The sequence below is a fragment of the Pseudooceanicola marinus genome, from assembly GCF_020177265.1.
GTDB classification, from domain to species: Bacteria; Pseudomonadota; Alphaproteobacteria; order Rhodobacterales; family Rhodobacteraceae; genus Pseudooceanicola; species Pseudooceanicola marinus_A.
The window spans coordinates 1-21218 of record NZ_JAIVMC010000008.1; the positions used below are offsets into that span (position 1 = coordinate 1).

At 67.6% G+C, this 21218-nt stretch carries 20 protein-coding genes; 12 read left to right on the plus strand and 8 right to left on the minus strand.

The window, feature by feature from the left end; genetic code table 11:
- Positions 1–327: 327 nt before the first annotated feature.
- Positions 328–1323, minus strand: coding sequence for a Gfo/Idh/MocA family protein (locus LC066_RS14195; protein ID WP_224900243.1), 996 nt, complete (start codon positions 1321–1323; stop codon positions 328–330).
- Between the two features lie 352 nt (positions 1324–1675).
- Here LC066_RS14195 and LC066_RS14200 point away from each other — a divergent pair, with 352 nt between their 5' ends.
- From LC066_RS14200 to LC066_RS21540, 3 genes are all read left to right on the plus strand, one after another.
- Complete coding sequence (locus LC066_RS14200; protein WP_224900246.1) at positions 1676–3058, plus strand: aldehyde dehydrogenase family protein; 1383 nt, start codon at positions 1676–1678, stop codon at positions 3056–3058.
- Between the two features lie 12 nt (positions 3059–3070).
- Positions 3071–3457, plus strand: a complete 387-nt coding sequence (locus LC066_RS14205) for a Rid family hydrolase (RefSeq protein ID WP_224900249.1) — start codon at positions 3071–3073, stop codon at positions 3455–3457.
- 165 nt (positions 3458–3622) lie between these two features.
- The gene (locus LC066_RS21540) at positions 3623–4672 is read left to right on the plus strand and encodes a helix-turn-helix transcriptional regulator (RefSeq protein WP_224900251.1); all 1050 of its coding nucleotides are present in this window, start codon (positions 3623–3625) and stop codon (positions 4670–4672) included.
- A 76-nt stretch (positions 4673–4748) separates the two neighbouring features.
- Here LC066_RS21540 and LC066_RS14215 read toward each other — a convergent pair whose 3' ends face one another.
- Positions 4749–6068, minus strand: coding sequence for a protoporphyrinogen/coproporphyrinogen oxidase (locus LC066_RS14215; protein WP_224900253.1), 1320 nt, complete (start codon positions 6066–6068; stop codon positions 4749–4751).
- Positions 6065–7717: a thiamine pyrophosphate-dependent enzyme gene (locus LC066_RS14220; RefSeq protein WP_224900256.1), complete on the minus strand. Its 1653-nt coding sequence runs from the start codon at positions 7715–7717 to the stop codon at positions 6065–6067. The genes LC066_RS14215 and LC066_RS14220 overlap by 4 nt, the downstream gene beginning before the upstream one ends.
- Positions 7718–7973: 256 nt before the next feature.
- Between LC066_RS14220 and LC066_RS14225 the strand changes: the two genes are divergently transcribed.
- From LC066_RS14225 to LC066_RS14255, 7 genes are read left to right on the plus strand one after another with little or no spacing between them, the layout of a single operon-like run.
- Complete coding sequence (locus tag LC066_RS14225; protein ID WP_224900258.1) at positions 7974–9617, plus strand: ABC transporter substrate-binding protein; 1644 nt, start codon at positions 7974–7976, stop codon at positions 9615–9617.
- Positions 9614–10366: an aspartate/glutamate racemase family protein gene (locus LC066_RS14230; RefSeq protein WP_224900260.1), complete on the plus strand. Its 753-nt coding sequence runs from the start codon at positions 9614–9616 to the stop codon at positions 10364–10366. The genes LC066_RS14225 and LC066_RS14230 overlap by 4 nt, the downstream gene beginning before the upstream one ends.
- On the plus strand, positions 10366–11358 hold the full coding sequence (locus LC066_RS14235) for an ABC transporter permease (RefSeq protein WP_224900262.1): 993 nt from the start codon (positions 10366–10368) through the stop codon (positions 11356–11358). The genes LC066_RS14230 and LC066_RS14235 overlap by 1 nt, the downstream gene beginning before the upstream one ends.
- Positions 11358–12200, plus strand: a complete 843-nt coding sequence (locus LC066_RS14240) for an ABC transporter permease (RefSeq protein ID WP_224900264.1) — start codon at positions 11358–11360, stop codon at positions 12198–12200. Before LC066_RS14235 ends, LC066_RS14240 begins: the two co-directional genes overlap by 1 nt.
- Entirely contained in the window at positions 12197–13216 is a 1020-nt protein-coding gene (locus LC066_RS14245; protein ID WP_224900266.1) for an ABC transporter ATP-binding protein, read from the plus strand. Before LC066_RS14240 ends, LC066_RS14245 begins: the two co-directional genes overlap by 4 nt.
- Complete coding sequence (locus LC066_RS14250; protein WP_224900268.1) at positions 13213–14055, plus strand: ATP-binding cassette domain-containing protein; 843 nt, start codon at positions 13213–13215, stop codon at positions 14053–14055. Before LC066_RS14245 ends, LC066_RS14250 begins: the two co-directional genes overlap by 4 nt.
- A 5-nt stretch (positions 14056–14060) precedes the next feature.
- Positions 14061–15386: a UbiD family decarboxylase gene (locus LC066_RS14255; protein WP_224900270.1), complete on the plus strand. Its 1326-nt coding sequence runs from the start codon at positions 14061–14063 to the stop codon at positions 15384–15386.
- A 27-nt stretch (positions 15387–15413) separates the two neighbouring features.
- Here the strand turns inward: LC066_RS14255 and LC066_RS14260 are convergent, their stop codons facing one another.
- Both LC066_RS14260 and LC066_RS14265 read right to left on the minus strand, forming a co-directional pair.
- A complete protein-coding gene (locus LC066_RS14260) occupies positions 15414–15875 on the minus strand; it encodes a TIGR02444 family protein (protein ID WP_224900272.1) in 462 nt (153 codons plus the stop codon).
- An 8-nt stretch (positions 15876–15883) separates the two neighbouring features.
- Positions 15884–16465, minus strand: a complete 582-nt coding sequence (locus LC066_RS14265) for a UbiX family flavin prenyltransferase (protein WP_224900275.1) — start codon at positions 16463–16465, stop codon at positions 15884–15886.
- 316 nt (positions 16466–16781) lie between these two features.
- Between LC066_RS14265 and LC066_RS14270 the strand changes: the two genes are divergently transcribed.
- Together LC066_RS14270 and LC066_RS14275 are read left to right on the plus strand one after the other, a co-directional pair.
- A complete protein-coding gene (locus LC066_RS14270; protein ID WP_224900278.1) occupies positions 16782–17153 on the plus strand; it encodes a DUF2255 family protein in 372 nt (123 codons plus the stop codon).
- Between the two features lie 97 nt (positions 17154–17250).
- Positions 17251–18018, plus strand: a complete 768-nt coding sequence (locus LC066_RS14275) for an SDR family NAD(P)-dependent oxidoreductase (protein WP_224900282.1) — start codon at positions 17251–17253, stop codon at positions 18016–18018.
- A gap of 126 nt (positions 18019–18144) precedes the next feature.
- Here the strand turns inward: LC066_RS14275 and LC066_RS14280 are convergent, their stop codons facing one another.
- The 3 genes from LC066_RS14280 to LC066_RS14290 are packed head-to-tail and all read right to left on the minus strand — an operon-like array spanning position 18145 to position 21157.
- On the minus strand, positions 18145–19140 hold the full coding sequence (locus LC066_RS14280) for an NAD-dependent epimerase/dehydratase family protein (RefSeq protein WP_224900285.1): 996 nt from the start codon (positions 19138–19140) through the stop codon (positions 18145–18147).
- Between the two features lie 36 nt (positions 19141–19176).
- Positions 19177–20394, minus strand: coding sequence for a multidrug effflux MFS transporter (locus LC066_RS14285; RefSeq protein WP_224900288.1), 1218 nt, complete (start codon positions 20392–20394; stop codon positions 19177–19179).
- Between the two features lie 25 nt (positions 20395–20419).
- On the minus strand, positions 20420–21157 hold the full coding sequence (locus LC066_RS14290; protein ID WP_224900291.1) for an SDR family oxidoreductase: 738 nt from the start codon (positions 21155–21157) through the stop codon (positions 20420–20422).
- Positions 21158–21218: the final 61 nt, after the last annotated feature.

Here is a 21218-nt window from a genome sequence, read left to right on the forward strand (position 1 = left end):
TGGTGCCTGTTGACGGCAGGAGGTCCAACGCGATAGCCCTTGTTTTGCTGACGCGAACCATCGCCGAGGTGCCTGTAGCGGGAACAGAACGAGGCAAGACCTCCGCCCCCGGGCACCATACCTTCCCAAAATACTGCGGTATGAATGACCTGCCAGTGAGTGTGGCACACGTTCGGGATGTGCGGGACGCCTACCACTCAAGATCTGACAGGGCGGGCATGGCGTCTTTCTTCGACGTGCGGATCGTAGTGCGGGTGACCGCCTAAGCCGAGCGGTAGGAAACCGCGGCCACCCGGTGCAGCATGAGGGCCTTTGTAGCGGCAGCGCCTAGTCCGCGGCGTACTTCAGGCCGATCTCGGCGCGGATCTGGTCCATCATCTCCATGATGCGGATGCTCTCGGCGGGCGTCATGCGCGGGTCCGAGGTGCGGCCCGACAGGACGGCCTCCTGCACCGCCCTGGCCTGGCACTGCATGCCGCGGCCCTCGGGGCGGGTGTCGAAGGTTTCCAGCACCGTCCCATCCAGGTCCAGCAGGCGCAGGGTGGTGGGCGCATACCAGATCTCCTCGATCTCCAGGATGGCGCGGTCGCCGATGATGCGGGCGGTGTTGGGGCCGGTCCGGTCGCTGGCGCAGGTCAGCTGTGACAGGGCGGGCCCACCGTCCGGCGTGTCATGGGTGGCGATCACCGCCACCTCCGCATCGGCGCCGGTCTCCTTGAACCGGGCGACGGCGCGCAGGGTCTTCGGCGCGCCCAGCACGTCCCAGGCGAAGGAGACCGGGTAGATCCCCAGATCCAGAAGGGCGCCGCCGCCCAGCTCCATCGCGTTCAGGCGGTGGTTCGGGTCGTCGGGCAGGCGCTGCGAATGATCGGCCTGCAGGGTCAGGATGCGCCCCAGGGTGCCGGCCTCCAGGATCTCGTTCAGTCGGGTCATGTGGGGCAGGAACCGCGTCCACATGGCCTCCATCAGGAACAACCCGCGCTCCTCGGCCAGGGCTGCCATCTCGCGCGCCTCTCGGGCATTCATGGCAATAGGTTTCTCGACCATCACGTGTTTGCCGGCCTCCAGCGCCAGCTTGGTGCAGGCGGCGTGGAACGGGTGGGGCGTGGCGACGTAGACCACGTCCACGTTGGGATCGGCCACCAGCGCCTCGTAGCTGCCGTGGGCGGCGGGGATGCCATGGGCGTCCGCGAATGCGCGGGCCTTCGCCCCGGAGCGGGAGCCTGCGGCGGTGACCGGCAGGCCTGCCGTGGCGAGGTCCTTGGTGAACGTCTCGGCGATCAGGCCCGTGGCCATGATGCCCCATCTGAGGGTCTGGGTCATGTGGTGCTCTGTCCTTCGGCCCGCGGGGCGGCGGGCTGTCCTTGTCTTCGTCCGTGTCGCGACCTGCAACAAGCTGGGGCAATACTGCGGCAGGGCAAGCGGGGACAGGGCGCTGCCCGGTGGTGGCCGCGTCCGGATCAAAGGCTGGCGCCCAGGCTCAGTGGCCGTGTTCGGCGGTCGCAAAGGGCCATTTTCGCATCAGGGCCTTTCTTTGTCGATTTCAGTCGCTTCGCCCGCGCACGTCTTTTGCCCGGGCGCGGATGCGGACAATTTGCCCCCAAACGCGATTGCCAGAACGCGATCGCCAGACCGGGGTGCGACGGGCCTCCGGCATGCAGACAGAGAGGGCCACATGAGCCGACAGTTGGAAATCAGGAACCCGCGCAGCGGACAGAAGGACTACCGGATCGAGATCCCGGATCTGGCCGAGATGGAAGAGACCTGCGCCGCCATGCGTGACGCCCAGGCCAAGTGGCTGGAGATCGGGCTGGAGGGCCGCAAGACGGCCATGCTGCAGCTCTGCGAGGCCGTGGACCGGCATTACGACGCCATCCTCGACGCGCTGTGCACCGACACTGGTCGCTACGAGATGTCGGTGGCCGAGCTTGAAGGGCTGAAGGGCATCACCCAGATGCGCGTGGCCACCGCCGCCGAGGCGCTGGAGGCGGCCACCGGCGGCTCGTCCGATCTGTCCTTCCGCCAGCAATATGTGCCCTACCAGCTGGTCGGCATCATCTCGCCTTGGAACTACCCCCTGATCCTGTGCATGATCGACGCGATCACCGCGTTGCTGGCGGGCTCTGCCGTGGCGATCAAACCCTCCGAGGTCACGCCCCGCTTCATCGAACCCTTCCGCGCCGCCATCGCCGAGGTCGAACACCTGCGCGACGTGCTGGAGGTCTTCCCCGGTGACGGCCAGACCGGCGCGACCATCGTCGATCTGACCGATATGGTCGTCTTCACCGGCTCGGTGCCGACGGGCCGCAAGGTGCAGGAACGCGCGGCGTCGCAGTTCAAGACCGCCTTCCTGGAACTGGGCGGCAATGACCCGGCCGTGGTGCTCGACAGTGCCGATGCCGATGTCGCTGCCGAAATCGTGGTGCGCGGCGCGATGGAAAACAGCGGCCAGCTCTGCTGCTCCATCGAACGGGTTTATGCCGGGCCGCAGGGCTTCGCGCCGCTGGCCGATGCTGTCACCGCCCGCGTGAAGGCGATGACCATGAACACCGATGGGCTGCAATCGGGCGAACTGGGCCCGGTCATCTTCGAGAAACAGGCGCAGATCCTGCGCGACCAGATCGCCGACGCGGTCGAGAAGGGCGCCAAGATCCTCACCGGCGGCCATGTGATCGAGCGCGACGGCGGCCTCTGGTGCGAGCCGACCGTGCTGGTCGACGTGACCCAGGACATGAAGATCATGCAGGACGAGACCTTCGGCCCGATCATTCCCATCGGCCGTTTCGAGACCACCGAAGAGGCTATCCGCCTGGCGAATGACACCGACTTCGGCCTTTCGGCCACCGTGATCGGTGCCGAGGACGAGGCGATCGCCGTGGGCGAGAAAATCAACGCCGGTGGCCTCTGGATAAACGATTTCGACACCATGGGCGGGGTCGGCGACAAGGCCGAGAAGACGGCCTTCGGCATCTCCGGCCTGGGCGGCACCCGCTACGGCGCCGGCGGCTTCTTCCGCTTCATGCGCAAGAAGGCCATCGTCGTGCGCCGCGCCAGCTGAGGAGAGACAGGAATGACCGACATGAAAGACCGCATCTTCACCGGCGCGCCGGCGGAGGATTTCGCAGGCTTCTCCAAGGCCGTGATCGACGGCCGCCACATCCACGTCTCGGGCACCCTGGGCCAGGGCGCCGACGGCACTCTGCCCGAAAGCGTGGCCGAGCAGCTGGAGAACGCCATCGCTTCTGTTTCGGCCACGCTCGAACAGGCGGGCAGCAACCTGACGCAGGCCAAGCAGCTACGCGTCTACATCACCGATGGCGCCTATCTGAAAGACGTGGCGGTGGTGCTGGGCCGGGTCTTTGCCGACATCCGCCCGACCAACACCATGCTGATCTGCCAGATCCCCACGCCCGGCGCCAAGGTCGAGATCGAGGTTTCGGCGTCGCGCCCGGCCTGACGGCGGACCGGGACCCCGGACCAGGACCACGGGCCGGGCCGCACAGACAGGGTGCGGCCCGGTCCCTCCCACCCCTGCCGCTTTTTCGCTAGGCTCACGGGAATCGTGGACGGGTGAAAGGTGGTGGGTGATTTGCCACAAGACGATCGACAGGAGCCGGCGCAGGTGAAGGGACTCTGGCGACAGGAGTTCGGGGGAACCGAACAGACCCTGCGGAATGTCTTCGCGACCCTGCGGGCCGCCCGCGACCGCTACCCCCATTTCGAGGATCCACAGCGCGGCTTCTTCTCCACCCGGGTCGAGCTGGCCCCCCGGGACGGTAGCGGCTGGTGGCATTTCCTGTCCCTCGACGATCGTATCTTCTGCGTCATCACCGAGGTCGACTACGCCGAGGCCCGCGTCGAAGCGGTGCAGGACGAGGGATTCGTCGAGTTCCACTTCCTGCTGGAAGGCCCGGTGAACCTGTCGTTGCCCTCCAGCCAGCCCGACACCGAGGGGGAGCGCGCCGTGGGCGAGGCGACCCTGATCGCCTGTCGCAACGCGGGCGATGTGAATTACAAGGTGCAATGCCCGCAGGGGCCTTTCCGGATGATCGGTCTTTACGTCGATCCCGATCTGCTGCAGCGCGATTACGAGTTTACCTCCGACGTGGCCGAACAGCTTCTGTCGCCCGGTCCGGGTGAGATTTCCATCGTCGAGAAATCCTTGAACGTGGACTTCGTGCGCGCCCTGCAGCACCTGCGCGCGAATCCGTTGGCGGGGCAGCGCGATGCCACCCGGGCGGCGGCGAAGTTGCAGGAGCTTCTGTGCCTGACGGTGGAGGAGTTGGAAAAGGAGGTCGAGTTCCGCAGCGCGCTGACCTTCTCGCAGCGCGAGCTAGAGATGTTCGAGCAGGCGCGGGACAAGCTGTCGACCGATTTCAGCACCCACTACACCGTGCCCGTGCTGGCGCGCGAGCTGGGCACCAATGCCACCAAGCTGAAGCGCGGGTTCAAGTTTCTCTACGGCAAGACGATCTTCGACTTCCGCAAGGCCTACCGGATGGACCACGCCATGCAGCTGCTGCGCCAGCGCGACATGAGCGTGGCCGAGGTGGCGCGCGAGGTGGGCTATGAACGGCAGGCCAGTTTCACCGCCGCCTTCAAGGCGCATTTCGGCGTCCTGCCCAAGACCGCGCGCCAGTTGCAGATGGAAGGGGATGGCGAGGCCGGATAAGCCCGCCGCCGCGAATGCAAAAGGCCCGGGCGCAATCGCCCGGGCCTTTGCGGTTGTGGGGCAGGGGGGGGTGACTTCAGGCCCCCAGGATGCGCCGCGCCGCCCGCTCGCCGCTGGCCGCCGCGCCGGTGACCAGCGATTGCTGCAGGTAGTCGCCCGCGAAGGTGATGCGCCGCGCGCTGGCATCCTGTCGGTCGCGGAACGCCTTCGCCTGCATCGCGTATCCGGGCGAGAAGGTGGGCAGCTTGCGCTGGATCCATTGGGTGTGGCGGTCGGCATATTGCGCGTCGAACTGGGGAAAAAGCTGGCGCAGTTGATCTTCGATGAGCGGGTGCAGATCGCCCGTCTGCCCGGTCTCTGCGGCGTAACGCGCCGCCTCGGGCGACAGCTGCGCATAGATCTGCGCCGCCTGGCCCTTGGCCGCATTGGCCGGGACCTGCTGGTAGGTGGCGATCGGCCCGGCGCCTACGCGCGCGAAGAAGTTCATGCGCGGGGCCACGTCGCCCGACAACTTGTAGTGCACCACGCCCAGCGAGTTGTAGCGAACGCCGTCGAGGAAGGCGCGGTCCTCCGGCGCCAGATCCGCGACCAGCGGGGCGGCCCGGTCGCCCTCGACCGCGATGACGACATGATCGGCGCTCAGCGTGACCTCCGCGCCCTCGATCCGCGCGGTAACGCGGCAGGGGCCGCCCGCCCGGTCCTCGACCGACAGGACCGTGGCCTTGCAGGTGGCCTGGCTTCCCCGGACCAGCGCCGCCGGGAGCCGGTTCATGCCGCCCTTGAAGACGTTGACGTGGCTCTTGCCGATCAGATGCGGCGTGGTGGTGGCGAAGAAGGCGGCCGAGATGTCCTCGGCGTTCCAGGCCCGGGTGCCACGGAAGATCGGCTCGACCATGCGCGCCAGAACATTTGGCCCCATGCGGCGGCGGGTGTAGCTGTCCAGCGCCTCGGCGTCGGCCTCGGGCGCGCTGGCGGCATCGTCGGGGTCGGTGCGGCCCCGGGCGGCCAGCATCGACAGCCCGTAGGGGACGAAGCGCAGCCGTTCGCCCAGGGGCAGCCCCGGGGTCCGCAGGCTTTTCGGCCCCGGCATCAGCTCCACCAGCCAGTCACCATCCGGCCCGATACATTGGGCCGATAGGTGGTGGATCGGAATCAGGTCCTCGGTCAGGCCAAGGTCGTCCAGCAAGCCGTTGAACGGCTTGGAAAAGGGGTAGACCAGCCGCGCGCCGGTGTTGAACCGGATGCCACGGGTTTCGCGTTCGCCGACCCGGCCGCCGATCTGATCGCCGGCCTCCAGGATGTGCACGGACCGGCCGGCGCGGGACAGGCGGTAGGCGGCGACGAGACCCGCGATCCCGCTGCCGACGACGATGACATCGCGATGCTGCTCGGTCATGGTTTCAGGGTCTCCTTCGACGTGATGATCTCGATCAGGGCCGGGCGGCCCGCGTCCATTTCGGCCAGGGCGGCGGCCAGGGCAGGGGCGAAGCCCTCGGTGACCTCCACCCGCTGCCCCATGACGCCCTGGGCGCGGGCCAGGTCGGCGAAGTGGATGGGGGCCAGCTCGGTCCCGGTGGTGCGGCCGAACTGGCGGCCCTGGGTCGCGTGGATGGCGCCGTAGAGGCTGTTGTTGATGACGATCACCAGCACCGGCAGGCCCGCCCGGGCGGCGGTGGCCAGTTCCTCGCCCTGCATCATGAAACAGCCGTCGCCGGCCACGGCCACCACGCGGCGACCGGGGCAGGTGGCCTGCACGCCAAGGGCGGCTGGCAGGCCATAGCCCATGGCGCCGCTTTTCGGGCCCAGCTGGGTGCCGAAGACCTCATGGGCGAAATATCGTTGCGGCCAGTGGGCATAGGCGCCCGCACCCACCGTCAGCATGGCGTCGGCGGGCAGGGCATCACGCAGGGTCTCGAACACCTGTTGCAGGTTCACCGGGCCAGGGCGCTGCGGCTGGCCCGCGGTGAAGGCCTGGCGCGCGGCACGCAAGGCGGGGGTCCAGTCGGGATCCGGCGACAGCGGCGCGGCGTCCTGGGGCAGGGTGGCCAGCAAGTCCTCCGGGTGGGCACATAGCGCCAGATCGGCGCGGTAGACCGCGTTCAGCTCGGCCGGGTCGGGGTGGACATGGATCAGCCTTTGCGCTGGTTGCGGGGCCTCCAGCAGGGTGTAGCCCTCAAACGCGCGGGCGCCGAAGGTGTTGATCTCGCCCAGGTGAATCCCGAGTGCCAGCACGAGGTCGGCCTCGGCCACGCGGGCGGTCAGGGCCGGGTCCGCGCCGATGCCGATTTCACCGACGAAGCAGGGGTGGCTGGCCGGCATCAGGTCGCGCCGGCGATAGGCGGTGGCGACGGGCAGGCCGTGACGGGCGGCGAAATCGGCCAGGGCGGCGGTGCTGCTGGCCGTCCAGCCGGTGCCGCCCGCAAGGATCAGCGGCCGCTTCGCCTGAGCCAGTTTCTCCAGCACCAGCGAGAGGTCGGCGGCGGCGATGCCGTGCCGGGCGGGGCGGGGCGGTTCATCGGGCAGGGCGCTTGCGGGCAGGGTCTCGGTCCAGACCTCCTCGCTGATCGTCAGCACGACGGGCCCGGCCAGCCCTTCCAGCGCGCGTGCCCAGGCGGTGGTGAAAAGCTCGGGTAGGCGGGCGGCCTCGGTGCACTCTCCGATCCATTTGGCCATGGGGGAGAAGACCTGGGCGAAGTCATTGGCCAGGAAGGGTTCGCGGCCTGCAATGCGGTGCGAAGGCTGGCCGACGATCAGGATCATCGGCGCGCCATCGGTGCGCGCGGTATGCAGTGCCAGCGCGGTGTTCAGGGCGCCCGGCGCCCGGCCTACGACGCAGATCCCGGGCTGGCCCGTCACCTGACCGGCGGCCTGGGCGGCCACGGCCGCCCCTGCTTCATGCCGGAAGGACAGCAGCGGCCGGTCAGTCGCCGACAGCGCATCCAGCACCTCCAGCACGCCCTCGCCGGGCACGTGACAGACCGGCGACTGCCCCCAACTCGCGATCATCCGGGCCAGCGCATCTGCCCCATTGATTTGCTCCGTCATCTCCGCTACCTGCCCTTTTGTTGAGCCTTTGTCAGACACCTGACCGGGCAGAGTTTCAACCACCAGGACAGGGCCGCAGGCCCCCTCCGACCGGCAAAATTCCGATTTCAGAAAAAATTGACCCGCAATCCGTAAGCCGCGCTATGGCCTCTGCGAACGGGGCTTCCGATACTCGGGTCCAAGCTGTCGAGCGAAACAGGCAGCGCCCTCTCCCCGGCTGTTGCCCTGCGGCAGCCTGACCAACAGGAAGCGACCCATGACCCAGAATTCCCGCCGCGGCCCCGCCGTCGACCCCGCCAGTCTTTCGGCCGTGAGCCGCCGCAACTTCCTGATGCTGAGCGCTGCCGGCCTGGCCGCCACCGGCCTGGTGCCGGGCCTTGGTCCGGACGCCGCCCATGCCGCCGGGGGCACCATGGCGATGACCATCAACCCCGAGCCGAACGCCATGCTCTCGGCGTTCAACACCGCCTCGCCGGTGGCCGTGATCTCGGGCAAGATGACCGAGGGCCTGCTGCATTACGATTTCGACCTGAACGCCCACGGCGTACTGGCCGAGGCCTGGGAGATGTCCGAGGACGGGCTGACCATCACCTTCCAGCTGCGCCAGGGCGTGAAATGGCACGATGGCGAGGATTTCACCTCGGCCGATGTGGCCTATTCGATCATGGAAATCCTGAAACAGCACCACCCGCGCGGCAAGGGCGTCTTCGCCAAGGTGACCTCGGTCGATACGCCGGATGATTATACCGCCGTGCTGAACCTCTCGGAACCCGCGCCGGCGCTGATGTATGCGCTGTCGGGCTGGGAAAGCCCCATCGTGCCGAAACACGTCTATGAGGGCACCGACGTCCTGAACAACCCGGCCAACAACGCGCCTGTCGGCACCGGCCCGTTCAAGTTCGTCTCCTGGGAGCGCGGCAGCCATATCATCCTGGAAGCCAACACCGACTACTGGGCCGAGGGCCAGCCGATGCTGGACCGCCTGGTGGTGCGCATCATTTCCGACCCCTCGGCCCGCGTCGCGGCCTTCGAGGCGGGAGAGCTGCATCTGGGCGGCGACGGCCCGATCCCGGTGAACGAAGTCCAGCGTTTCATGGACAGCCCCGATTTCAACGTCTCCACCCGGGGGACGGAGCTGAACAACTCCCTCGACGTGCTGGAGGTGAATCTGCGCAATAAGATCCTGGCCGTGCCGGAGGTGCGCAAGGCGCTGATGCACGCCATCGACCAGGCGCAGATGGAGGAAGTGGTCTACTACGGCCTGGCCGAGATGTTGACCGGCCCGATCCCACAGTCGCTGCCGCACCTCTACACCGCCGATGTGCCGGGCTATGCCCATGACGTCGAGGCGGCCAAGGCCCTGCTGGACGAAGCCGGCTTCCCCGAGGGCGACGACGGCATGCGCTTTGGCATCCGGCTGATCTCTCCGGCCATCGGCGACACCTATGACCGCGCGGGCCAGATGCTGAAACAGCAGTTCGCGGCCATCGGCGTCGACCTGACTCTGGTTTCGGCGGACGTGCCGACCTTCATCCGCTCGGTCTATGGCAACTACGACTTCGACCTGTCGATGTTCCCCGCCTCGGTGACCGCCGACCCCACGATCGGCCTGCAACGCTTCTACTGGAGCGAGGCGATTGCCCAGGGCACGCCCTTCGTCAACGCCTCGGGCTATTCCAGCGCGGAGATGGACCGCATTCTGGAAGCCGCCGCAGTGGAGCCCGACACGGAGGCGCGCAAGGCGCTGTTCGAGGAGTTCCAGGCGCTGGCCATGGAAGACCTGCCGATCCTGCCGCTGGCCCGTCCGACCTACACCACCGTTTCGGCGGCCAATGTGGTCAACGCGGTGACCGGGCCAGAAGGGGCGCGGGCCTCCTACGGAACTCTAGCGTTCGAATGAGCGATGCGACCGGGGATAACGGTCTGCCTACGGTCGGCGTTCTGATGCTCGACACGGCCTTTCCCAGGCCCGTGGGCGACATCGGCAACGCCGCCACCTTCGGCGGGCGTGTCCTTTACGAAACCGTGGCGCTGGCGACGCTGGACCGGGTGATCGACGGCGATGTCACCGACCCGGCGCTTGGCCGCGCCTTCCTGCCCGCGCGTGACCGTCTGGTGGCGCGCGGAGCGAAGTTGTTGACCACCTCCTGCGGGCTGCTGGTGTTTCACCAGGCGCTGATGGCCGAGGGCTGTCCGGTGCCCTTCACCGCCTCGGCCCTGTTGGCCCTGCCGACGCTTGTCGCGCGTCATGGTCCTGTGGGCGTTCTGGGCATGGAAGGCCGCTCGGTCAGCGCCGCGCATCTGCGCGAGGCCGGCGCGCCGGGGGACACGCCCGTGGGCGGGCTGCGGGCGGCCGCACACCTGCCGCAGGTCCTGCGCGCCAACCGGGCAGATGTGACGCTTGACCCCGCGCTGGCCACGGCGGACGTGTTGGCGGCGGGCGATGACCTCGTGGCGGCGCATCCGGATCTTGGCGCGGTCCTGCTGGAATGCACCAACCTGCCGCCCTACACGGCGGCCCTGATGCGGCACCTCGGGCTGCCGGTTTACGATTGCCTGGACTGGCTGCGCATGGTCGCCGCCGGTCAGGCCAAGGGCGATGGCACCCCCTGCGGGGCGGCACCGGCCCAGAAAGAACAGACGACCTGATGAGTACATCTTCCCGTTCCCGGCCCTGGATCTTCCTGGGCAAGCGACTGGCCTATGGCCTGCTCGCGATCCTGGCGATTGCCGTCATCAATTTCTTCCTGCTGAAGATGGCCCCCGGCGACGCCGCCGAGGCGATGGCCGGCGAGGCGGGCACCGCCACGCCCGAATATATCGCCGAGCTGCGCGCCCAGTTCGGCCTCGACCAGCCGGTATTGGTGCAACTGGGTCATTTCCTGGCCCGCCTGGCGACCTTCGATTTGGGCTACTCTTTCCGCTACGGCGAGGACAACGTGACCCTGATCTTCGACCGGCTGCCGGCGACGCTGATGCTGATGTCGGCAAGCCTGCTGGTGGCGGTGATCGGCGGCATCATCTTCGGCGTGACCGCGGCGCGCTATGCCAACCGGGCGCCGGATCAGGCGATCTCGCTGGTGGCGCTGTTGCTTTATGCCACGCCGCCCTACTGGATCGGGCTGATCCTGATCCTTGTCTTCTCCGTCTGGCTGGGCTGGACGCCCACCTCGGGCATGGTGGACGTGCTCGCCTTCAACACCGGCTGGGCCCATGTGGTCGACGTGGCGCATCACATGATCCTGCCGGCGCTGACCCAGGCGTTCTTCTACCTGGCGATCTACATCCGCCTGGTGCGGGCGGGGATGCTGGACGTGCTGTCGCTGGATTTCGTCCGCGTGGCCCGGGCCAAGGGCATCTCGGAAAGCCGCATCATGTACCGCCACGCCTTGCGCAACGCGGTGCTGCCGCTGCTGACCGTGGTGGGCACCAACCTGGGCGGCTTCCTGGGTGGTGCGGTGCTGACCGAGACGGTCTTTTCCTGGCCCGGGGTGGGGCGGCTGATGTTCGACGCCATGTTCGCGCGTGACCTGAACCTGCTTCTGTCGATCCTCGTGCTGTCCTCGGCCTTCGTGGTGCTGACCAACCTGGTGGTCGACCTGCTGTATGTGGTCATCAACCCGACGGTGGAGCTGAAATGATGCGCGCGTTTCTCACCTCCGCCGCCCGCAACTGGCCCGTGTCGCTGGGCGCGATCCTGCTGCTGGTGATCCTCTTCATGGCGCTGACCGCCGGGATCTTCTTCCCCGAAGGCCCCTACGTCAGTGTCGGTCGCCCGCTGCAATGGCCGGGCGATCTGGCGGGCGCGCCCATGGGCACCGATGCCCTGGGCCGCAACATGGCCGCCGGGATCTTCTACGGCGCGCGCATCTCGCTGCTCGTGGGCTTCGCCTCGGTCGCCGTGGCGCTGATCTTCGGCATCGTCGTAGGGGCCTATGCGGGCTACTACGGCGGCTGGATCGACAACCTGCTGATGCGCGCGACCGAGCTGTTCCAGACCATCCCGCAGTTCATGCTGGCCATCGTCGTGGTCGCCATCTTCGGCCCCACCATCAAGGTCATCGTCTTCGCCCTGGCCGTGGTCAGCTGGCCCGCCATCGCCCGTTTGGTGCGGGGCGAATTCATGGTGATCCGCGAACGCGCCTACATCCAGGGCTGCATCGTCCTGGGGATGAAGGACACGCGGATCATCTTCACCCAGATCCTGCCCAATGCCCTGTCGGGCGTCATGGTGATGTCCACCGTGCTGGTGGCCACCGCGATCCTGATGGAAAGCGCGCTGTCCTTCCTGGGCTTCGGCGATCCCAACGTGATCACCTGGGGTTCGATGATCGGCTCGGGCCGCAACAACATGCGCGACGCCTGGTACATCATCACCATCCCCGGCCTCTGCCTGCTGATCACCGCCCTGGCGCTGAACCTGGTGGGCAACGGGCTGACCGACCTGATGAACCCGCGCCTGCGCAAGAGGAAGGTGAAATGATGGCCGAAGCGAACCCGCAGCCGCTTCTGGCGGTCGAGAACCTGGAGGTGGCCGTGGCCGGTCATCCCGAGGCCCGCATCCTGCGCGGCGTCACCTTCGCGGTGAACCGGGGGGAGACCCTGGCCATCGTGGGCGAGTCGGGCTGTGGCAAATCGATGACCTCGCTTTCGGTCATGGGGCTGCTGCCGGCAGGCGTGGAAAAGACCGGCGGGTCGCTGCGCCTGGACGGGACAGAGCTGCCGATCACCGACAATCGGAAGATGCGCAAGATCCGCGCGGCGCGCATTGGCATGGTGTTCCAGGAACCCATGGCGGCGCTGAACCCGGTGTTTCCGGTGGGCAAGCAGGTGGCTGAGGTCATCGGCGAGCATATGTCGCTGTCGCGCAGCGCCGCCCGCGCCCGGGTCCTGTCGCTGCTGGATCAGGTCGGCCTGCCGGACCCGGAACGCATCGCCAAATCCTACCCGCACCGCCTGTCGGGCGGCCAGTTGCAGCGCGTGGTCATCGCCATGGCCCTGGCCTGCGACCCCGAGGTCATCATCGCGGATGAGCCGACCACCGCGCTGGACGTGACGGTGCAGGCCCAGATCATGCGCCTCCTGAAACAGCTTCAGATCGACACGCAGGTGGCCATCGTGCTGGTGACCCACAACCTTGGCCTGGTGGCCCATACCGCCGATCGCGTGGCGGTGATGTACGGCGGCCGCAAGGTCGAGGAAGCGCCCACGCGCGAGCTGTTCCTGAACCCGCAGCACCCCTACACGCGCGGCCTGCTGGACGCGACGCCGCACCCCGACCGGCAGCGCCGGGGCGGCAAGCTCCTGAACGAGATCCCCGGCACCGTGCCCTCGATCACCGATCCGATGCCCGGCTGCCGCTTCGCACCGCGCTGCGCTTTCGCCCAGGCCGATTGCCAGGCCGCGCCCCCGCCCGAAGAGGGTCCGGCGGGCCATCGCGTCGCCTGCTACCACCCCGCCGCCTGGGCGGCCCAGGACAAGACGGAGGCCCCGCAATGAGCATGACACCGCTTCTGCACGTCAAGGACCTGCACTGCAGCTTCAAGGTCTCCTCTGGGATGATCCACCCGGTTCGCGGCGTCTCCTTCGACCTGCACCGGGGCGAGACCCTGGCCCTGGTGGGCGAGTCGGGCTGCGGCAAGACCACCCTGGCGCGCTGTATCCTGGGGCTGCAAAAGGCCACCTCGGGCTCGATCCAGCTGGAAGGGAACGAGATGGCCGGCCTCGACCGGATGCAACTGCGCAAGTTCCGCCCGCGGGTGCAATGCGTCTTCCAGGACCCGTTCTCGTCGCTGAACCCCCGAAAGCGGGTGGAGGTGCTGCTGCGCGAGCCGCTGGACGTGCACCACGTCGGACCGAAAGAGGAGCGGCTGAGGGCGGTGCACGAGATGATGGAGAAGGTGGGCCTGCCGTCTGAATGGGGCCGCCGCTTCCCGCACGAGTTCTCGGGCGGGCAGCGCCAACGGATCGGCATAGCCCGTGCCCTGATGCTGCGCCCCGACCTGCTGATCTGCGACGAGCCGGTGTCGGCGTTGGATGTGTCCGTGCAGGCGCAGATCATCAACCTGCTGGACGAGCTGCAACGGGATCTTGGCGTCAGCTATCTGTTCATCAGCCACGACCTGACCCTGGTGGAAACCTTCGCCGACCGCGTGGCCATGATGTTCAAGGGCGAGATCGTCGAGAGCGGCCCGGCGCGCGAGGTCTGGCGCAATCCGCAAAGCGATTTCACCCGCCGCATGATCGATGCGATCCCGGTGCCGGACGTGACCCGCGCCGCACCGCCCGCCTTCCGCCCGGACGCGGCCCCCCAAGACAAGACCATGACCGAAAGCTGATCCTCATGAAGACCACCATCGAAGACATGCGCGCCCATGGCGAACTGGCCGAGGTCAGCAAGCCCGTCCAGCCGAAACACCAGCTGGCCGCGGTCACCCGCGCGTCCCAGAAGGCCAGCGAGAAGGCGGTTCTGTTTCACGATGTCGCGGGCAGCGACATGCCGGTCATCACCAATGTCTTTGGCAGCCACGACCGCCTGCGCCGGATGATCGCCACCGCCGCCGAGCAGACCTTTTGCGAACGCTGGAACGCGTTGACCGAAGAGGCGGGCGCGGCCCGGGCCGAGGACTGCCTGACTACCTTCGACGGCGAAGACGATTTCGTCTCCGGCAAGCTCTCGGATCTGCCCGCCATCACCTACCACGCCCGCGACGGCGGGCCCTATTTCACCTCCGCCATCTACCTGGCCAAGGACCCCGAAACCGGCGTGCCGAACCTCAGTTTCCACCGCAGCCAGATCATCGCCGATGACGAGTTGCGCGTGCGCCTCGGCGGCCCGCACGACCTGACCCGCTATCAGAAGATCGCCGAGGAGAAGGGCGAGGCGCTGGAAGCGGCGCTGCTGCTGTCTGGCCCGCCGGAGATCTTCCTCGGCGCCTGCGCCTCGCTCCCCTACGAGGCGTCGGAGCTGAACATGGCTGCCAAGATCCGCGGCGAGGCCATCGCCATGCGCAAATGCAAAACGATCGACCTGGAGGTGCCCGCCTCGGTCGACATCGTGGTCGAGGGCCGCTTCCTGCCCAACGTCAAACGCCCCGAGGGGCCCTTTGGCGAGTTCATGGGCAATTACGTCGAGGTGGGCGACAATCACGTCTTCGAGGTGACCCATGTCAGCTATCGCCGCGATGCCGTCTTCCACTCGCTGCTCTGCGGCTCGCCCGAAGATCTGCGCCCGCTGGAGGCGGTCACGGCGGCCCGGGTCTACAAGCATGTGGCGGGCACCGTGCGGGGCGTCCTCGACGTGTCCTGCCGACCCAACGTCATGATCTCGATCATCAAGATCCGGAAGATGTACGAGGGCCACGCCCAGCACGTCTTCCTGGCCGCGCTGGCCTCGCATCTGGATTACAACAAGGTGGTGATCGTGGTGGATGAGGACGTCGACATCCAGGACATGGACGACGTGATGTGGGCCTATATGACCCGCGGCCGCGCCGATACCCGCGCAATGATCCTCAACGACATTCCGGGCTTCTATCGGGATGAGAAGAAGGACCACTGGGGCCGGCTCTGCATCGACGCCACCATGCCCTGGGGCCGCGAGGCCGAGTTCGCCCGCAAGACCGTGCCCGGCGAGGACGACATCGACCTCAAGGCCTGGCTGGATTGAACGACCTATCTCCCCCTCGGGGACGTCTCACGCCCCGAGGAACCTGCGGGCCAGCGTTTCGCTGGCCCCTTTTTCATCCAGGTAGGCCCGCGCCGCGCCGCCCTCCGGGGCCACCGCGTCCAGCGTCTCGAACAGGGCACAGAGGCGGGCCAGTTGCAGCCGTTCGGCGCGCAGCTCCAGCGCCTTCACCTGCTCGCGCAGGGCGGCCTCGTCCTCGGTCTGGTCCTGGGCCTTCTGCCATTGCCGCACGGCGCGCAGGGGGCGCACGACCCGGGCGCGCCACGGCTCCACGGCTTCGGCCAGGGCCTGACGACCAGGATCGGTGGGCGAGAGACCCGCGCGGTCACATAGCAGAAGGAACAGCGCCATGACCACATCGACGTCGTGATCCTCCTGCAGGGACAGGCAAGTGGCCTGAAGATCCGGCGCGGCGAGGTACAGCGCCTTCATCCGGTCCCAGCATGTGGCGGTGAAATCGGCGCGGTCCATCGCCCGTCCTATCCGTTCTTCCATCGGCGCATCCGGCCAGTGTCGATGTCGAAAAGATCCAGAACCCGGCTGACCGAATGGTCCACCATCTCGTCCAGATCCTTGGGCATGGCATAGAAGGCGGGAACGGGCGGCGCAATGATCGCCCCCATTTCCGAGGCCTGGGTCATCGTGCGCAGGTGGCCAGTGTGCAGCGGCGTCTCGCGGACCATCAGCACCAGGCGGCGGCGTTCCTTCAGCACCACATCGGCGGCCCGGCTCATCAGGCTAGAGGTCACGCCGGTGGCGATCTCCGACAAGGTGCGGATGGAACAGGGGGCGATGATCATCCCCATGGTGCGGAACGATCCGCTGGAAATGGCCGCACCGATGTCGCTGGATTTATGAACCTTGTCGGCCAGATCGCGCACCTGCGCGACCTTCAATGTGCTTTCATGGGCCAGGGTCACCTCCGCCGAAGGGGACATGACCAAGTGGCTCTCGATCTCCAGCTCTCGCAGGATCTCCAGCAGGCGGATGCCCAGCACGATGCCCGAGGCGCCGGTGATGCCGACGACCATCCGTTGCGGGGGGGCGGGGGGCTGGGTCATTGCGGATCACTCTTCGTCTGCAGGAGAGGCAATCGCCCGCGGGGCGGCTGTCATCACGTCATCAGACCGCAGGCGACAGGGATGTGCAAGCACCGGCCAGTAGAGCTGGCTTCCCCTTGTCCGAAATCGAAAAAATGAGGGCCGATGAGCGCAAGACGGACGCTTTTGTCCGGGCCGCCGATGGACGGCAAGATTGATGAACGTCCCTCATCACTCTCAGGCGTCCGCACGCTCTAATCCCCTGCCGTCTGCGGGTTATGTCGAATGGAGACAATGGTTCAAACGGCGCCGTCGACGGCGCGGAAAGGAGCGGAACATGCCCTGGACCCGGACACAGCTGGACGCGATAGCGGCGGCGGATGATTTCCGCGTCGCTCCCTTCCGTGCGGATGGCGAGACCCCGGGCACGCCGACCTTCATCTGGTCGGTCGTGACCGGCGGCGCCCTTTACATCCGGGCCTACAGCGGTGCCGGTTCGCGCTGGTTTCGCGCCGCGCTGGACCAGGGCGCGGGACAGGTGCAGGCCGCGGGCCGCACCTGGGACGTCACCTTTCATCCCGTGGATGACAGCGTGCAGGACGCCGTGGATGACGCCTACCGGGCGAAATACGCCGACAGCCGTTACCTGGCGCCGATGATTTCCGACCGGGCGCACGGCGCCACGGTCGAGGTGCGACTGCGCGACTGACCGATATTCCGGCGTGCCCCGCCCGTTCAGGGCCGGACGCGCCACCTGCCCGGGCGCGACCCGGTGCGGGCTCACCCAAGACCGAAAGGACATTTCCATGCGCAAGATGCTTGAAGGACAGACCGCCGTCGTCACCGGGGCGAGCAAGGGGATCGGCTATGCCATCGCCGAGCTGTTCTCGGAGGAGGGCGCGAACGTGGTCATTACCGCGCGCCACCAGGGCCCGCTGGACGAGGCGGCCGAGAAGATCCGCGCCAAGGGCGGCAAGGTCCTGACCGTGGTGGCCGACAGCGCCGACCGCGAGGCCCCGGCCCGTGTGTTCAAGGAGGCGATCGACGCCTTCGGTCAGGTCGACATCATGGTCAACAACGCCGGCGTCGGTGAAATGTACGCGGTCGAGAAGACCACGGATGACCATTTCGACAACATCATGCAGATCAACCTGGCCGGGCCTTTCCGGTTCTGCCGCGAGGCGATCAACCACATGATGCCCCGCAACGAGGGGCGGATCATCAACGTCAGCTCGGTCAACGGCACCCTGCCGATCTGCGGCGTGGCCTATACCACGACCAAGGGCGGGCTGAACACCATGACGCTGAACATGGCGATCCGCCTGTCGGGCACCAAGATCCGCGTCAACGCCATCGCACCGGGCGTCACCGACACCGATGCGGCCCGTGCCTGGGCGGCCGGCGAACAGGAAGGCGGCGGCGAGATGCTGGAGTTCTCGGACAAGTACACCAACACCACGGTTCCCTCGACCGAACCGATCGACCAGGCCTATGCGGCGCTCTACCTCGCGTCCGACATGGGACGTGCCGTGACCGGCCAGGTGATCCAGGTGGACAACGGTCAGTTCATCTGACCCGTCCTGTGAGGGACCCTGTCGCCCGCTCTCCATCCGAGCGGCGTCAGGCAAGGCCGGGCGATCCGTCGCCCGGCCATTTTTCTGTCCGCCGGTCGTCGCCGCGACCGGGGAGGCCAAGCGGGATCAGCCGAAGGGCTTCGACTTCAGCCAGTCCATCGTCTCGGCGATGGTGGTGGGAATGTCGCGCAGGGTGACGCCCAGGCTGTCGCGGCGGGTGAAATCGAACCGCGTCGGTTCCTCCGGGGTGCCGTCGAGCGGCGCGGGCAGGGCGCTTTCGGGGACGTGTTTGGCGAACTCGGCGTAAAGATCGACCCAGGGCAGGCTATCCTTGACGCAGAAGTAGCGACCGCGCGCCGTGGGATCCTCCACCGCCGCCAGGAAGAGGGCGGCCACGTCTTCCACATGGCTGACCGACATGGACCCGGCGGGCGTGGTTTCATGGCGCTTTTCACCGCGTAGCAGGGCCGAGGGGAGGGCGTGGCTGTCGCTGTCCACATGTTGCGGCAGGATCACCGGGCCCAGCATCATCGTCGGCAGCATGATGCAAAGCCGCATGTCGTGATGGGTGCAGAAGTCCCGCGCGGCGGTTTCCATCACGATCTTCTCGGCGGCGGTGAACTTGCCCTCGGCCATCTGCGTCTCCGCATCCGACAGGGCCAGTGCCTCGTGTTTCACCGGCAGGGCGGCCGGCGGGTTGGTCGAGGAGGTGGAGGAGCAGAGCACGACCGCGCCGACACCGGCCCGTTGCGCCGCCCCCAGCACGTTCAGCGCGCCGTCACGGACCGGGCGCACGATTTCCTCGTAGCCGCGCTGGCGGTCCAGTTCTCGCGCGGGGGTGCCGTCTTCGGCGCGGTAGATCGGCGGGAAACAGGCGATGACGGTGACGTCGGCGCCCGCCATCGGCGCGTCGAAACTGGCGCTGTCGCTGCTGTCGGCGGAATGCAGGGTCAGCCGTTCCCGGGCGCCGGGCAGATCCATCAGGGGGTCGGTCTTGGCGGTGTCGGTGGCGTCGCGCAGGGTGCCTTTCACCCGGTGGCCGCGCGCCAGCGCCGCCTTCACGACGTTGGATCCGACAAGGCCGCTGGCCCCGGCGACACAGATGGTCAGTTGGTCTGTCATGTCTTGATCTCCTTTTCAGGGTCTCGTGTCAGTGTATCAGCGCCGCGCCATGGCGGGCAGGCGGCCGAGGATCCAGGTGGTGGCAAAGCAGCTGAGCCCGGCCAGGGCCAGCACCAGGCCGAAGGGGGCGGCGGTGCCATTGGCCAGCAGGCCCACCAGGGCCGAGCCGAGGATGCCACCGCCGTATTGCAGCGCCCCGCAGAAGGCCGCGACGGAGCCCGCGTCGCGCACCGCCACGTCCAGCGCGCCCGACAGCCCGTTGGGCATCACCAGCCCGGTGCAGCCGAGGAAGCAGAAGAGCGGCAGGAAGATCCCGATCCAGCCGCCGAAATCCGTCAGCCCCGCAACTGCGGCCAGCAGGCCGAAGAGGGCGGCCGCCGCGCCGCCCAGTTGCAACACCCGCAGGGTGCCCAGGCGGGCCACGATGCGGCTGTTGACCAGGTTGCCGGTGGTAATCGCGCCGACGCAGGCGGCAAACAGCAGCCCGTAGGCCTGGGGCGACAGCCCGTGGTATTCGATGAAGACAAAGGGCGTGCCCGCCACATAGGCGAACATGCCGATGTAGAAGAACCCCACGGCCAGCGCATGGCACAGCACCGCCGGGTTCAGCGCGATCTGTCCGTAGGTGCGGAAGGCCCGGCCCAGGCGGAGCTCTGGCGTGCGGGCGGCGGGCGCCAGCGGTTCGGGCAGGGTGGCCAGCGCCGCCAGCGCCACCAGCCCGATCACCACCAGCAGGGCGAAGATCATCCGCCAGCCGTAGGCGCCGGCCACCAATGCGCCCGCGCTCGGGGCGATGACCGGGGCCAGGGTCATCACGGCCATGATGATCGACATCATCTGCGCCGCCCGCGCCCCGGTGTAGAGATCGCGCACCATGGCCCGCGACAGCACCACGCTGGAGGCCGCGCCGAAGGCCTGCAACAGGCGCCAGCCGACCATGCTGCCGATGCTGTCCGACAGGCCGCAGCCGACCGAGCCGGCGATGAACAGCACCAGACCCACGGCCACCGGCCCGCGCCGGCCAAGGGCGTCGCTGATGGGCCCCCAGATCAGCTGACCGATCGACAGGCCCACCAGGTAGGTGCTGACGGTAAACTCCATCGCGCCGGGGCCGACGCCCAAGTCGTCGGCCATGGCGGGCATGGCCGGCAGGTAAAAGTCGGTGGAGACGGAGGCGAAGGCCATCAGCAGCGACAGCACCGCCCCGGCGTGCCAGATATTGGGGGCGGCCCGGGCCGGTCGTGTCGTCTGCATCTGGTCGTTCGCTCCGCTTCGTTTCTTACATCGTCTGCACGGTCGGGCGCATCAGGATCTCGCTGATGTCAACGTCCTCGGGCTGGCTGACCGCGTAGATCACACCACGCGCAAAGGCGTCGGGGGTGATCGCCGCCTCGTCGTAGAATTCAGCCGTTCCGTTGCGGATCTCGTCCGACTTGATCGACTGCACCAGCTCGGTCGCGATGGCACCGGGGGACAGCACGGTGACGCGCCCGCCCCAGTCCTTGACCTCCTGCCGCAGCGATTCCGCGATGGCCCGCACGCCGAACTTGGTCGCCGAGTAGACCGCGCCCACGGGGGTACAGACATGGCCCGCGACGGAGGAGACGAAGATGTTCTGCCCCGCGCCCTGGTCCTTCATGATCGGCAGCACCGCGCCCAGACCGTAAAGCACACCCTTCAGGTTGACGTCGATACACTGATCCCATTCGTCGTGGCGATTTTCCACCAGCGGCGCGAAAGGCATCAGGCCCGCGTTGTGCAGCATCACGTCGATCCGACCGAACCGCGCCTTCGTCGCATCTACGAAGCCCTGCAGGGCCACGCGGTCGGTCACGTCGACCTCGTAGGCCAGGGCGTTCTCGGTGCCCAGCTCCTCGACCAGCGCGTCCAGCCGGTCCTTGCGGCGCGCGCCCAGGGCCACCTTGGCGCCGGCTTTCACCAGTTCCCGTGCCGTCTCGGCCCCAAGGCCCGAGCTGGCGCCGGTGATGACCACGATTTTTCCATCCACATGTTCCATGGGAGGCGCTCCTTTGTTGTCAGTCCTGTCTGGCGGCGACCGTGTGAGGGCAGGCCCTGGC